At 40.8% G+C, this 14458-nt stretch carries 10 protein-coding genes and 2 tRNA genes; 7 read left to right on the top strand and 5 right to left on the bottom strand.

Features of this window, described 5'->3' with window-relative positions:
- Positions 1 to 130 precede the first annotated feature (130 nt).
- The gene (locus LNTAR_RS17675; protein ID WP_007280118.1) at positions 131 to 943 is read left to right on the top strand and encodes a M90 family metallopeptidase; all 813 of its coding nucleotides are present in this window, start codon (positions 131 to 133) and stop codon (positions 941 to 943) included.
- 79 nt (positions 944 to 1022) lie between these two features.
- A complete protein-coding gene (locus LNTAR_RS17670) occupies positions 1023 to 2447 on the top strand; it encodes an SRPBCC family protein (RefSeq protein WP_007280117.1) in 1425 nt (474 codons plus the stop codon).
- Here LNTAR_RS17670 and LNTAR_RS17665 read toward each other — a convergent pair.
- Together LNTAR_RS17665 and LNTAR_RS17660 are read right to left on the bottom strand one after the other, a co-directional pair.
- Positions 2444 to 3508 (bottom strand): TIGR03032 family protein, encoded by a 1065-nt coding sequence (locus LNTAR_RS17665; RefSeq protein ID WP_007280116.1) that lies wholly within the window; start codon positions 3506 to 3508, stop codon positions 2444 to 2446. The two genes, LNTAR_RS17670 and LNTAR_RS17665, sit on opposite strands and share 4 nt — an antisense overlap.
- 143 nt (positions 3509 to 3651) lie before the next feature.
- A tRNA-Leu gene (locus LNTAR_RS17660) sits at positions 3652 to 3732 on the bottom strand.
- 307 nt (positions 3733 to 4039) lie between these two features.
- Between LNTAR_RS17660 and LNTAR_RS17655 the strand changes: the two genes are divergently transcribed.
- On the top strand, positions 4040 to 5218 hold the full coding sequence (locus LNTAR_RS17655) for a hypothetical protein (protein ID WP_007280115.1): 1179 nt from the start codon (positions 4040 to 4042) through the stop codon (positions 5216 to 5218).
- A gap of 54 nt (positions 5219 to 5272) precedes the next feature.
- Here LNTAR_RS17655 and LNTAR_RS17650 read toward each other — a convergent pair whose 3' ends face one another.
- Together LNTAR_RS17650 and LNTAR_RS17645 are read right to left on the bottom strand one after the other, a co-directional pair.
- Positions 5273 to 5902, bottom strand: coding sequence for a cell envelope integrity TolA family protein (locus tag LNTAR_RS17650; RefSeq protein ID WP_007280114.1), 630 nt, complete (start codon positions 5900 to 5902; stop codon positions 5273 to 5275).
- A 110-nt stretch (positions 5903 to 6012) separates the two neighbouring features.
- The gene (locus LNTAR_RS17645; protein ID WP_007280113.1) at positions 6013 to 6684 is read right to left on the bottom strand and encodes an HAD family hydrolase; all 672 of its coding nucleotides are present in this window, start codon (positions 6682 to 6684) and stop codon (positions 6013 to 6015) included.
- A gap of 123 nt (positions 6685 to 6807) precedes the next feature.
- Here LNTAR_RS17645 and LNTAR_RS17640 point away from each other — a divergent pair, with 123 nt between their 5' ends.
- The 4 genes from LNTAR_RS17640 (at position 6808) to LNTAR_RS17625 (ending at position 10418) form a co-directional block, all read left to right on the top strand.
- Positions 6808 to 8031, top strand: a complete 1224-nt coding sequence (locus LNTAR_RS17640) for a PD40 domain-containing protein (protein WP_007280112.1) — start codon at positions 6808 to 6810, stop codon at positions 8029 to 8031.
- Positions 8031 to 8909 (top strand): site-specific tyrosine recombinase/integron integrase, encoded by an 879-nt coding sequence (gene xerA / locus LNTAR_RS17635; RefSeq protein WP_007280111.1) that lies wholly within the window; start codon positions 8031 to 8033, stop codon positions 8907 to 8909. The genes LNTAR_RS17640 and xerA overlap by 1 nt, the downstream gene beginning before the upstream one ends.
- A 3-nt stretch (positions 8910 to 8912) precedes the next feature.
- Positions 8913 to 10217, top strand: a complete 1305-nt coding sequence (locus LNTAR_RS17630; protein ID WP_007280110.1) for a hypothetical protein — start codon at positions 8913 to 8915, stop codon at positions 10215 to 10217.
- A gap of 111 nt (positions 10218 to 10328) precedes the next feature.
- Positions 10329 to 10418, top strand: a tRNA-Ser gene (locus LNTAR_RS17625).
- Positions 10419 to 11517: 1099 nt separating this feature from the next.
- Here LNTAR_RS17625 and LNTAR_RS17620 read toward each other — a convergent pair.
- A complete protein-coding gene (locus LNTAR_RS17620) occupies positions 11518 to 14337 on the bottom strand; it encodes a bifunctional fucokinase/fucose-1-phosphate guanylyltransferase (protein ID WP_007280108.1) in 2820 nt (939 codons plus the stop codon).
- Positions 14338 to 14458: the final 121 nt, after the last annotated feature.

Genomic DNA, 14458 nt, shown 5'->3' with positions numbered 1-14458 from the left:
CTTGGTCAACTTTACTAAGCTTAGTCTAAATCAATTCCGCGAGCCCCGAATATCAAAATTTGCACCATTCGCATTTACTATCAAATTCAATTTATTGCATTAACTTTACTCAATTAGATTCGGAGATTTCATGGAGACATTAATAGGCATCACAGTTATCGCCTTAAGCTTGGCGCTTGGCATCCCCTTTTATAGAAAGCACAAACGCCAAAAGCTGATGAATTCCACTGCCCCAAATGAGTGGGAAACTTTCTTACACGAAGAAGTCCCCTATCTAGATAAACTCCCCCCTCAAGATAGGAAAAAACTTTGGGGTCTCATCCACATATTTTTAGATGAAATTGAGTTCATCCCCTGCCAGGGTCTGATTATGGAAGATCGCATCCGCGTTGCGATTGCCGCACAAGCTTGCCTACTCACCCTCAAGAATCCCACACAAAAACACTTTAATTCACTCAACACAATTTACGTCTATCCTGATGCCTTCAAATCCAACATCGAGCAAAGCGAGGGCTCATTTGTCTCCAGCGAGGAATCAATCAGACTGGGTCAATCAATTCGAGGTAGTATCGTCCTTTCTTGGAATAGCTGCCGCAAAGGAGCTTCCAATTTTCACGATGGGCAAAACGTTATTTTTCACGAATTTGCGCACCAACTCGACCAAGAACATGGTAGTGCCGACGGCGTACCGATCTTACAAGAACGTTCCGCTTACTTGGACTGGGGGAAAATCATGTACAAAAAATTTCTGTGGCTAAGAGAAAAGAAGAAAAAGCATCAGGACACACTGATCGACCCTTACGGGGCATTAAATGAAGCTGAATTCTTTGCTGTTTGTACCGAGTGCTTTTTTGAAAAACCACAGCAACTCAAAAAGAAACACCCACATATCTATCGCGTTATGGAAAATTATTATGGCTTAAACCCTATTGAGCTCATCTAAGTTTTCCACTATTTTTTAACTAAGGAAAAAATATTTCGCTTTACTTAGCGTTTATAAAAAGAAAAAACTTAAGGACGCCATGAAATCCATCATCATATTTTTCATTTTTACTAGCTCTCTACTTGCCACAGAATTTCCTCACCCTGTCAGCCCCATGTTCAATATGAAGGTGATATACGATTCCTCGACCCTTGACGTTCAAGTTATTGAAGATTGGCATTTAGTTAAGGGTCCCACACCAACTCGTCAAAAACTGATTAATATCCGTGTGGGTGAATTTTGGCCCGGCCAAGACTATCGCGTTCCACTAAGGCTTATCGTCCCTGCCAAAACGAAAGCCAAAGGTTTTCACCTAACGGGTGGAAATAATTTAAAAAAGCTCAATCAAGATCTGCGAGTTCGTGGACTAGATGAAGAATTGATCCAGCAAGGCGTCGGCTTAGCTATGACAATCGTTCAAGAATTCGGTACTTGGGGTCAAAAGAAACTCGGCGATGAAAGCAAGAAGCGTTTCGCAAAAACTCTCAACCCCAAATACTCCATTCAATACTGGGCTTGGCCTGCTAGTTTGATGCGTTGTGTAACCGCTGCCTACGCCGAAGAAAATTATTTTGAAAAAGGCAAAGTTCTTCTTTCCGGCGGCTCTAAGAATGGCGCCTCCCCCTCTGTTTCCATCATCCATGACCCACGAGTCACCGGGCTCCATGCCACTGTATCTCCTATCTGTGAATCGCCATTGCGTCTATGTGACGACAAAGCTTGGAGTGACTTGAAAAATTATTATTCGAAAAAATCAGGCGATAGCCGTCACCGTTTTTTAGGGGGTACTTTTGGCCCCATCTATAATCAAACCGCTCTCGACCAAGGCAATACCTGGGCTGACCTAAAGAAAACGGCGAACTTAGTCAGCCCACACATCTTTATTTCTCAAAACTGGAAACAACTCATGGAGCGAGGCTGCGAGCTATATTTTCATCCTGGAACACATGATTTTGTCGCTTTTGATATGCCGAGCCTTGGAAGACACTACCCGCATATCCCCACTTATAATCGTATCAATTCAGGTCACGGAAAAAAGCCTAATGGCGCCAAAGTGGAAAAACAAGACGCCACAAAACAAGCTTTCATCCTTCAACATTTCTCAAGCGCAAAAAACCAAATGCTAAGACCACCAAAAATAACTTATGAAGTCCTTGCCGCGTCAATCAAAGTAACTATTACTTTTGAACAAAATCAAAAAGCCGAATCAGGCCGACTTTACTGGAAGTACGACCGCGCTCCAGAAGGGACAATCCAATACATCAAAGAAGATTTTCCTGCTGAAAACTACAAGGAGATGAAAATGGGATCCGATGGGAAGAGTTTCTTTACCGAAATCCCTCTTCAATCAGAAAGTCAATTTATTGATTTCTATAGCAACCATCGCAAAACAGTCTCCGTGTATGGCAAAATGCTACCAAGCCACATCTCCAGTCCCTACACTCGAGTCAAACTTAAGAACTAATTAAAGTCACCCATTCGCACGACGCGACGAATTTCATCTTTTTGAGTTCCCACCGCATAACTTGACTGCACGCCGGGTAGAGTTACTACATCATACAACTCATTGATAAAGCCATCGATATTCAAACTATGCGGCAGGGAACCATCGCGCAAATCAATGACTTGTAGGCCACAGCGGGCACTGACTCCTTTTTCCGCTAAGCGCTCACTCAACTCTAAACCAGAAAAAGATTTATTATCGCGTGGTTGCGACATACCGGCTACTGCATAATCACCCGTGAAAGTAAGTCCCCTTAAGTAGCCAGGCACAAAGCAAATCGGAACAAATTGTTTTGTTTCTAAATCAACATAACCAAACTCACCCTTGCCTGAGTTATGTAGGTATAACTTACCTTGGTGCCAACGAGGAGAATGGGGCATAGATAAACCCGAACATACCACTTCATCTGTATCAATATCAACGACAACCCCACCAGCACGACGATGCTCACGCCAACCTTCATTGACATCAGTTTGAGAAATTGCGGTTACATACTTAGGCTTACCATTTACCATTGCTAAACCATTCAAATGGCACCTGTCCTCTGGAACTAAACGACTCAACCATTTCGGCTTCCAATAAGGCTTAAAACTATACCCCTCTTGAAGCGTCGCAATACAACCAAACAAACAATTGATAAAGTAAAGTTCACCATTATCGCCCACAGCCATGTCGTGAATATCTAGATCGCCTGTTGTCCACGACCTTGTGGGTAAATAAAAACGATCATACTTCTGTTGATGACTCTGACCCTTTTCCAAAATATTATCAAATTGCCATAACTGCCAAAGTGAACTTAAATAAAGGCGTTCACTCGTATCTGTACACAAGCCCATCACACGGTTAAAAGTTCTTTCAAAAACTGCGAGCTTACCGTCTGTGTTGGTTCCTGTAAAAAATAACTTCCCCGCCTGATAGGTACTAAAAGCAAAGCTGCATTGCTGATCTCGCATCCAATTCATCCATTGGCGAGACACATTAATTTCTAATTTTTTCTTTTCAGTTTTATCATTAGCCATCATTCAGAACACCCTATTGATTCAATCTTAATCTATGTTAATTAATTAGTATTACTTTCCCAAAACTATACACATGAGGATTTATAAAACAACTGAAGCAAGCAGACAAAAAAAGGCCGAACTTCATTCGAAGTTCGGCCTTAAAGTACACGAGGTGGGAGTCGAACCCACACACCATAGGTACTGGAACCTAAATCCAGCGCGTCTGCCAATTCCGCCACTCGTGCGTTGCGGTCACAGAAAATGTAGTTGTCTGAGGAAAAATCCAGTTAAAAAGGGGATTTTTTTAGTTTTTTTTATACGCAGAAGCTTTTTAGGTAAATCCATGCTCGATCACACTGGTTAATCCGAATCAAAAATATCATCGCCATTTTGCACTAACTCAAGAGAAAAAGACTCTTCACACAGAAAGTCTACGATAAAATGACCAAGAATGGCTACTTTTTTATGTTTATTTCAACTTGTGTACTTCATGCAATTCACTTAATCGGCTACTTTAGGTAAAACTTTATAATGCAATAGGAGTCCTTTTTAATGAACGTTAAACCTTTAAGCCTAATTGGCTCAATCCTTTTATTCTTCTTATTTTCATGTGCCAGCTCAAAACAGGACAGCAATTCAGAAGAGAGTCAATACCAAGTGTACCACAACGGTCAAATCCTCGACAAATACAAATCTGAAAGAATTGATCGTGAATGTTTGGTCCTAAAAGATGGCCGTTCAGTGTTTAAAGGAGAAATTGAATACGCTAACGAGCATTACGCAAATGCTGAAGCTGTCGATCTCAAAGGTCGTACACTAATATATACTGAAAATAATGGTCCCACTGACTTTGCTCAGGATATCGAGGGGCAGGTTGAAGAAATACCCCTTCACGAACGTGCTAACTTCGCTCTCATCTACACAGATGAGCAAGGCACTAACACTGTAGAGAAAATCGTTCGCGGCGGTAATGTTCAATACAAAAAACCAGGCCCGTCTCCAGAAGAACTTGCAGAGCAAAAAGCTAAAGAAGAAGAGGAAGCGAGAATCGCTGCTGAGAAAAAGGCCGAAGAAGAAAGAATTGCCGCTGCTAAAAAAGAGGAAGACGACAGAATTGCCGCAGAAGCGAAAATTGCTGCCACTGCCGCTGCTGCCGCTGCCGCCGTCCAATTAGACCTAGACAATAAAGCTAAGCAAGACTCTAAAGCTGCTGAAGAAGCAAAACTCGCTGAAGAAGCGAAACTCGCTGAAGAAGCGAAACTCGCTGCTGAGGCTAAGGCTGCTGAGGATGCCAAACTCGCGGAAGAAGAGAAACTCGCTGCTGAGGCTAAAGCTGCTGAGGACGCATTAAATGCTGCTAATATGCGTAACGTCATCAGCATTGCTTGCCAAACAAGCCTTGCTGAGGAAGCTAAAATAGAAGGTAAAAGCCTCATGCTTAACTCAACTTTATTTGTTAAAAAATCAAAAGAAGATCTTGCCAAAGTCGTATCATATAGAAAAGTGGAAAACTTTTCTTCTGCAAGTGATTACACTATTGAATACCACCACAAACAAGCCAACAAAAAGTACCTCTATCACATGGAAGTAGAACTTAAGAAAGCTGACAAAGTTATTTACTCTTCCACAGTGCCAGTAACTTGCACTGAAAACGGCAAACTCGACCAAAAAGAAATCAAGGTCATCCTAGGTGCTCCAGTTGTAGAAGAAGTTGAGGCTACTGAGAAGTAAACCTCACTCCCATTGCATTTCAAAGCCTTCCTAAACGGAAGGCTTTTTTTGTGCTTATTTATTCTGGTAATGCTTAATAAAACTATCGAGAATAATTTTTAGTGCCTTATTATTTTTCGACTTTTGATAAAGCTTTAATAATGCTAAATCGTCTTCAGTCACATCTTTCTTATCTATTATGTAAGACGACTTATTCCCATGTTTATCCTCCATACTTACCTGGATACCAGTGGGACAAGGAGCCACATCCTTAAAAAAACTACTCTCATGATCAAAGCCTGTTTTCTTACTAAGGCCCTTAGATTCCATTGACGGCTCTTTACTATCCATCAACTTCAACACTTCCAAGGTCACAACTTCAAGAATACCTCCATCTACACCATCGAGCTGATCCAACTGATGATCTAAGCTACGATGCTTTTGACTTGGGGTCATGCGATCGTATTGCTTTTTTTGATTGTCTAGAGTTTTGACTATTAGCTCTTCTTTCTCTTTTTCATCAAGGACCCGTTTCTTTGAATCCTTAATCGGCACTGATTTTTCTCTGGCTTTAACTTCAGGAGCTACTTCTTGTGGATTAACTCGCCTGTTTTCAGAACTCTCCACGGGCTCAAAGCCACCATTCAGGTATATAAGACCTAAGACGATGATATGTAATACTATACTGACCAGAAAAACTTTCATAGAGATATTAGCTTGATTATAAAAAACTTACACAAGTACAATTAAGTGCGTACTCATGCTTTTTCCACTAAAGCACAAAGCTTTTCGTGAAAGCCTATGAATAAAACTCTTTATTTAAAAGACAAAATTGGCCAATCGTTCACTCGTGCCGCCTTTAACAAAACCGGGGAAGGATTAACTGCATAAGGATTACCAACAACTTCCATAATCACCACGTCCGCAGGGCTATCACCATAGTAAGTCGCCGACTCAAGACTTCCGCCATTTTCAATAAAGAAACTTTTCATCAAATCGACTTTACCTTGCCCCAAACAATATTGACCTTCAGGCTTTCCTGTATACTTACCCTCAATTAACTCGAGTTTACTGGCAATCATGTGGTCAAAACCAAAATATTCCTTAAGAGCATAGGCAATCACTGAATTAGTAGCTGTAATCAAACATAACAACTTACCTTCAGACATTTGCTGACGGATCATTTCCTCCGCTTCTGGGTAGATCTTCTGCTTGACAACTTCAGTGAAATGCAAGCGAGAAAGCTCCAACATCTCTTCCCATGTCTTACCCTTAAATTCTGCTAACTGAAAGTCCATAAATTCAGCATCATCCAAAGTATTATTTAAGTAGTCTTGATAATATTTATCCGCCAATTCCATAGCATTAGAAGGCGCCACACCTTTTGAATGCAAAAACTCCTTCCAAGAGACATCACAATCATTATTAATAATTGTATGATCCATATCCCAAAAATATACGTCTCTCTGATGATCTTCTGTTTTCATATCCTTTATGTCGCCTTTTTTTCAAGCTTTAAGCTAGTTTTATTATTTTTCCGATTGCATAGCTAATAATCTCCTTCAATTTTAGACATTGTCGGATCAAATCAACTTACAGGGTTTAAAAAAATGAAAGTTTTCGTGTCAGTACTTCTTAGTTTTTTCTCTATGCTTACTTATGGACAGCTAGATATCACAAAAAGCGCTCAACTCAGCAATCCTCGTCTTTATCTAGAAACTTCTTCTATCTCGCCCAAACTCTCCACTAACCTAAAAAGAAAATTAATTTATTCAGATTGGTTCACCATAAGCTCAAACAAAGCTGAAAGTGAATATAAATTAAAAATCAGTGGTTACCCCAAGGTACAAGTCCGCTTACTCGACAAACTCAATCAAACGGTAGACAACTGCAACTTCGACATCAATCTCCAGAAAGTGAGCGAACAATGGCAAGCCTCACTCATTGTCGACCAAGTGCTCACACGTTTCTTCAAAAGCCAACGATTCACTCAACCCGCTTTAACAACGAGCCAAATTGCTTTCTGTGCTCGTGTCAACGGCAAGAAAGAAATCTACCTCTGCGATTTAGACGGAAATAATTTAAGAAAGAAGACCAATTTCAAAAGTATCACAGCTCTTCCTCGATGGTCTCCCGACAACCGCTACCTCGTCTACACCGTCTATGGTAAAGCATCAACCAACATCTTCCAGACTGACCTCAACTCTAATAAACACCGCATCCTGTCTCATTACCGCGGTATGAATACTGGAGCAGCCTTTAGACCAAAAGGCAATGCTATCGTCATGACTCTTTCAAAAGGTAACTCAGTTGACCTCTACTGGATGGACCTCAATAATATCGGAAAAACTGGTCGCTTAACAAAAACGACTAGCCTCGAGAGCTCCCCTGTTTTCTCCCCGAGCGGTGCTCAAATCTGCTACGTCTCCTCAAGTGTTTCATCTTCAGGTAAAGTCAGTACTCCTCGACTCTATGTGATGAATGCCTCCAAACTCACGACAAAACCTCTTTTCAATGACCGCAGCGAACGCGTTAGTCCTGATTGGTCAAAAACGAGCAATCTCCTAGTTTACTCTAAAAAAATGGGGCGTCAGTACGTCATTGCTACCTGTGACCCAAAAAACCCAAGTGGCACTGAAAAGATCATCAGTAAGACTGCTGGCCACTGGGAAGCCCCCTCTTGGTCTCCAGATGGTCGCCATATTGTTTGTACACGCGACACTGGCGGAGAAAAGCAACTTTATATTGTCGACACCTTATATAAGACGAGCCGCAAAATCAACACAACTCTCAAGCACTGCAGCTCTCCTTCATGGTCCAACCTTTATAAGTAATGCTAGCGCAATTTAAGCTCTACTTATCCTTGGAACGAGGCTTAAGTCAAAATACGATCGATGCTTACATCAATGATTTAAACGACTTCACGGCCTACCAAGAGCAAAAGCTTAATAAAGAATACCCCTCAATAAACAAAGACGATCTTCTCAATTATTGCGAAGATTGCAAAAATCGCGAACTCAATGACAGCACCATCTCGAGACGCTTAGTAACATTAAAAATCTTCTTTCGATTTTTATATCAAGAAAAAATAGTTCCCAAAGACGTCGGCGAACACCTTGAGAGTGCTCGCTTATCGCGATTACTACCCGATTATTTAAGCCTCCCAGAAATCGAGAGACTACTGCATATTTACGACGAAGCCATCCCACTACAATTCCGCAACAAATTCATCATTGAACTACTGTATTCCTGCGGACTTCGCATAAGCGAACTTTGCGGACTTCGCACAGATAGCTTCAACTACGAAAGCGGCTTCCTGCGCGTCAAAGGTAAGGGCTCCAAAGAACGCTCGGTCCCCTTTGGAACACAAGTAGCTTCAATGAGTCGTCAATACATAAAGAATATCCGTCCGCAGCTATGTAAAAAAAATAACCCCCCTGAACTAATCGTCTCTAACAACGGGCGACCTTTAACACGCTCTCGAGTTTGGCAATTCCTTAAGGAAGCCGCCATAAAAGCGGAAATCAACAAAAACCTTCATCCCCACGTCCTTAGGCACTCCTTTGCGAGTCATCTACTTAGCAATAACGCCGACCTGAGAATCATCCAAGAATTGTTAGGTCATGCAGATATCGCAACCACAGAGATCTACACACACGTTGAGAAAACTCGACTTCAAAACATTCATCAAAAATTCTTCCCCAGAGCTTAACTTATGAAATATATCACCACCCTAACTTTACTCTTCCTCGTTTTCTCCTGCAAAGAAGAAACTGCCCCAGATAACCTAGCTCGCTTGCGCATGCCACCAAACCAACAAATCTCGATTGTCACCGAAGATCAAATGACTGGCGAAACTAACAAGCTCACCCTAAAACACACTGAGGGAGGGGTCCTCGTCTACGGAATCGAAGAAGACCTAGGAAGCGACGCCATTCCCTCTTACACTGAGCTTGTCTCAAATCTAATTGGTGGGAAAAGCAAAAAGAACAAGAAATCAGAACATCTCACTGTTCCATTAAAAGAGGGAAAAGCCACACTTTTGAAATGGCCCAAAGCTGAAGATTACCAAAGCCGCCTACAGTATTCATGGCAAAACCCCGATCACCCCGAACTTAAACACCTCCTCAAAGCTGAAAAACTCGAGCCATTAATCAAAGATAAAAATGAACTCGAAAGCTTCATGATTTTAAACAACTGGACTCGCGCTCAATGGCAAGCCGGCAGCCCTAAAATTTACCCCCCTTGGAATGCGAATCGCATTCTATACATGATCCGCAATAAACAAACAGGCGGCTTCTGTGGCCAATACACTCAAGTGCTCGCTCAATCTCTAACTGGCCTTGGTTACAACACTCGCTACCTTTGGCTCAAAGCCCACTTCTCCATGGAAGTTTATTCTAACAGCTTAAATAAATGGATCATCCTCGACCCCTTTTATCAATGTATTTTTAAACAAGACGAAACTTACCTAAATGCCTACGAAGTCTACAAACTTCTAGAAACAGATGAAAGCAAGAAAGAGATCACAGTGCTAAACAGCCTTGATCAATCCACTATTTCTGGTGATCAACGCAATACTATATTAAAAGCCTATGAAAATTTTGTTATCGACCTCAAAATGAATCACCTCGAAGAAAATAAAGGCGGCACTTCCTACGTCATTGCTTACTGGAAACATTCTGCGATGCTCGCAGAAGAGAGAAACCTAAAATTTGACTTTGTTTCCCTACCTCCGCTACTCACCCCTTGGCCACAAGACCTCTACGCAAGACAAAACCAGAGTTCATTCAAGATCACAGCTATCAATGATAAATTCATTAGCTTCGAGCTCAATACCAACACCCCCTTCCATAGACACTTTGAAGCCTGCAGCGATGGTATCAACTTTAAAGCCCTCACAAATAACAAACTCAGCACTCCAATCAAAGTCGGTACACATAGTGTTTACATTCGTTCAAGCAACTCAAAAAATATCAAGGGTCCTGTTGCGGAATTTAAATACCAATACTCAAAGTAGCCTTAAATACATCCGAGCTCAATAATCTTTCAAGAAAAGTAAAAGAATCGCAAAAGCCGTGCTTGACGTACAAAGTCCCCGCTCTATTATATGCACGCACAACCAAAAAGCGGAGAGGTGGCTGAGTGGTTGAAAGCGCGTCCCTGCTAAGGATGTGTACTCGCAAGGGTACCGAGAGTTCGAATCTCTCTCTCTCCGCCACACTTTTGAAAAAGCTGAAGTTTTTACTTCAGCTTTTTTTTGCTCATAAGTATAAAAGGCATTGGCTCCCTACATTCAACCTAAGTTTAAGCTCTCTTCGCTTACACCATTCCTTTAGCACTCTGAACAAAAAAAACGGCATCACAGCGCCTCCACGTGATGAACATTAAAAGTATACTCATCATCACCTATGCATAATTGCCCAATGGATTTTTTGTGTGGCTGTATTTCTCGCCAAGACGCGAAGACGCCAAGTTGTAAAACACTTTACTTATATTTAAGAGAGCTTAAATAACTGCCCACAGAACTATCAGATTAACTCAGATAAAAAACTTAGGTTCTTGGCGCCTTCGCGAGAGATGATTTTATTTAACTCATGAGATGAGCTCTGAATTATTACCCATTTGATTCTTTGTGTGATTGTATTTCTCGCCAAGACGCGAAGACGCCAAGTTGTAAAACACTTTACTTATATTTAAGAGAGCTTAAATAACTGCCCACAGAACTATCAGATTAACTCAGATAAAAAACTTAGGTTCTTGGCGCCTTCGCGAGAGATGATTTTATTTAACTCATCATCACCTATGCATAATTGCCCAATGGATTCTTTGTGTGGCTGTATTTCTCGCCAAGACGCGAAGACGCCAAGTTGTAAAACACTTTACTTATATTTCCAGAGAGCTTAAATAACTGCCCACAGAACTATCAGATTAACTCAGATAAAAAACTTAGTTTCTTGGCGCCTTCGCGAGAGCTAATTTTTATTTAACTCATCATCACCTATGCATAATTGCCCAATGGATTCTTTGTGTGATTGTATTTCTCGCCAAGACGCGAAGACGCCAAGTTGTAAAACACTTTACTTATATTTCCAGAGAGCTTAAATAACTGCCCACAGAACTATCAGATTAACTCAGATAAAAAACTTAGGTTCTTGGCGCCTTCGCGAGAGATGATTTTTATTTAACTCATTATCACCTATTAATTAAACTCTATGGCGTTCCTTTAGCACTCTGAAGCCATATAATAGCTTAGAGTATAAATTCAGTGCCTGTGAGGACTTGGTGCATACAATATTACTTTTTAAGAGCGTTTTGCTTTAACTCGTAGTTATCTCAAAACCCGTATTTGACACCGAGATTTCTACAAAGCGTGCCCCTGGTGAAGGTGGGGCAGATTCGAGTTTCTCTCTTAACTGTACGGCATCCTGTGTTGATTTGGCAAACATCAATATATATCCGCCACCGCCTGCTCCCAAGAGTTTTTTACCTATCAGATGCTGATCTACCAGGTTCAAAATATTTTGAATTTCAGCTGTATTAGTCCCCGCATCCAAAGCCTGATTCAATTGCCAACTTTTTTCTACTGCATCAGCAACTTTTTCATAACTATTTTCTAGGATGGCATCGTAAACTCTTTTAGCATTTTCTCTTATTCCATTAAGGTTTTCCAAATGCTCCGCCTGATTAAGAAACATTCCGCGAACAATCTCACCGAGAATATTTTTAGCCACACGCGTTATCCCCGTGTAATACAATAAAATCTTTGCTTTATTTTGTGGCTTCGTAAAAATACTATCTGGTAAGCACTGGCAACGAGGTTCTTGCTTGAGCCCCTTATCAGTTTTTAAATACTTCAAACCATGGTATACGCCCCCAAACTGATCTTGCCAACCACCACCAGAAGTTAACATTTGTTCAAGAATCAGTGTATTTTGACAAATTCTCATTTTATCCCAATTTAGATTGAAGAGTTCACTTAAAACACCAATCACTGTGGATGCCAAAATACTACTAGTCCCTAAACCTGAACCCTTTGGTATGGCGCAAAGCATGGTCAACTCCAATCCCCCCCCCATTTCTTTGAGTTGCTCTTCTAAGGAATCATAGCCATGACCAAAATGGGGATCTTTACTTAAGCCGCAGAGTATTAAAGCTGCCTTTGGAATAACAAAGCCCTGCCCTAGTTGATCATAAGCCTGCAAATCATCAAAAGTTTTAACAATTTCCGACACACCGAGATCTATAGAGCGGATGATAATATGGGGATCAGTAACCTTCTTAGCAAAAGCTTGAATGGGTGCTTGACCATTGAGATTCACCGCTAGATTAACTACTTCGCCACCATTAAAAAAACAATAAGGTGGCGTATCAGTCCAGCCACCTGCCAAATCTAAACGTGCAGGTGAACGACCCCATAATATTTGATCCTGTAAAATACTGAAGCTTGGTTTTGTGAATTCAGGCTTGTTCTCAACTATACTTTTAGCTAGAGTTGCGAACGCCCTTTGCTCATAATCACTCTCTCGACTATTGAACTCATGCACCTTAGCTCTAAATAGGGCATCTTTAAGATGTGTAGCCAAATCTTCACTTTCGGCTATTGGTGGCGCCAATTGATCAAGTGGGTATATCTGAGCCAGATGATAGAGATCAAGCTGATAAAAGACGCTATTTTTATAGTTTGCGGCTAAGTTTGGTAAAATCTTTTGAAGCAATGACTTTCTTTGTGAATCTAAACTTACTAGGTCAGCTTGGCATTGTATTTCAGAGGCACTTATACATTCAAAATCTTCAAACAAGCTCTCTAAATTTTCACCCTTAATTAAAGTCTGAATCAGGTCTTCATTTAGTTCTTCTCTATTTATACAGGGAAATAAGGGCGCTTCTTGAATATCATCAATGTCTCTAATTTGTTCAGGTATTGTACCATCAAAAAGCTCTGAAATAGTCTTATTTAACCATTGCCCCTCTTTAACTGAGGCTGAAAATTTATCTCTTATCCCATAGGGACGAACACAAACTTTACCCGACTTAAGTGGCACTATATCTAAACATATTCCCTGAGGAACTTCCAGAATCCATGAATTCTCTGGAATACCCGTTAAAATATGTTCACGACTTAAATTCCAAGTCTCAGGGATATATGAATTTTCTATCCAAATGTGGCCATTGTTTTCAGCGCACATCTGATACTTGATATCCGCATTGAGTGTAAAGATATCACTATGTTTTTTACCATGGCTATTGTAGAGTTCACGTTGATTATAAGTCTTATTTTGGAGCTTTTGAGAAGATGTAATCAGCTCATCATTTGTACCGAAATGCAAAAAACTTGCCTCATCTAAAGCATAAATTGCACAAGTCAGTGAATTAATGTCATCATCATGCAATGAAGCTTGATTACCCAAACCCGCTGCGAAATCTGAATAAAGATCATAATTTTGTACTGATTCAGAGCTCATTGCATTCAAGTCACCAGCGACGCACTTAAGTGCCAAGACTTTTTGTGCTTTAGAAGATAGGAGCCAAACTCCCGCGTCAATTAAATAGTGATAGTCATTAGCCAAATCACGTATTTTGTCTGGGGCGGGCTTTTGCAACATGAATTCCAAATTATTTGCCTCCTTATCACAGAAAAAAACACCGTGATGACTCGAAACTTCGGCACTTTCCCAAAGGCCCAAGCAAATCACGTCGGCATCGGGGATTTCAGGTAAAACTCCCTTGAAATCAATCAGCGCATCTCCTGAAGCAATGAGACAATTAGCCGTACTAGCACTCAACATTTTTTTGAAAAAAGGTAATTGTAAATCAATTAGGCATTGATCGATCTTCTGGGCTTGAGAATACCTATGCACCGGCATCGGCGTCAATAGTTTACTCAGTGCCGAATAAGCTGGTAGGCGTCGACTCTGCCCACCACCATGAACAATACATTTATCACTAGTCTCGAGCCACGTCTCAAATGATAGCTCTGTATTTGTAGCCTGGTGAGCCTCATGCATCAAATGCACTGTACCACCCCCAGAACCTAAACGCCTTCCTTGTGGATCATGAGAAACAAATAAATTAGCGATGGATTTTAAAGACTCAAAAAAATGACTAGTATTAACTGGAACCGATAGAAGCGTTTGCATACTTTACTCTTTGCTATTTTTTAAAATAATCATCATGTAATCAAGATAAAGCCCTCATTGAGTACAGAGATTTCGACTTTTTAAATCTTAGCACTTTAAACAAGCAAATTCAGCTTTAAAA

Origin of the sequence: Lentisphaera araneosa HTCC2155 (assembly GCF_000170755.1) — a bacterium.
GTDB lineage: Bacteria > Verrucomicrobiota > Lentisphaeria > Lentisphaerales > Lentisphaeraceae > Lentisphaera > Lentisphaera araneosa.
This window is presented reverse-complemented; position numbering and strand designations above follow the sequence as displayed.

Bases quoted from the DNA above. Each gene is read 5' to 3' on its own strand.
- LNTAR_RS17640 (WP_007280112.1), top strand. From the start codon at position 6,808: ATGAAAGTTTTCGTGTCAGTACTTCTTAGTTTTTTCTCTATGCTTACT.
- LNTAR_RS17630 (WP_007280110.1), top strand. From the start codon at position 8,913: ATGAAATATATCACCACCCTAACTTTACTCTTCCTCGTTTTCTCCTGC.
- LNTAR_RS17650 (WP_007280114.1), bottom strand. From the start codon at position 5,902: ATGAAAGTTTTTCTGGTCAGTATAGTATTACATATCATCGTCTTAGGT.
- LNTAR_RS17670 (WP_007280117.1), top strand. From the start codon at position 1,023: ATGAAATCCATCATCATATTTTTCATTTTTACTAGCTCTCTACTTGCC.
- LNTAR_RS17645 (WP_007280113.1), bottom strand. From the start codon at position 6,684: ATGAAAACAGAAGATCATCAGAGAGACGTATATTTTTGGGATATGGAT.
- LNTAR_RS17675 (WP_007280118.1), top strand. From the start codon at position 131: ATGGAGACATTAATAGGCATCACAGTTATCGCCTTAAGCTTGGCGCTT.
- LNTAR_RS17665 (WP_007280116.1), bottom strand. From the start codon at position 3,508: ATGATGGCTAATGATAAAACTGAAAAGAAAAAATTAGAAATTAATGTG.
- LNTAR_RS17620 (WP_007280108.1), bottom strand. From the start codon at position 14,337: ATGCAAACGCTTCTATCGGTTCCAGTTAATACTAGTCATTTTTTTGAG.
- LNTAR_RS17655 (WP_007280115.1), top strand. From the start codon at position 4,040: ATGAACGTTAAACCTTTAAGCCTAATTGGCTCAATCCTTTTATTCTTC.
- xerA (WP_007280111.1), top strand. From the start codon at position 8,031: ATGCTAGCGCAATTTAAGCTCTACTTATCCTTGGAACGAGGCTTAAGT.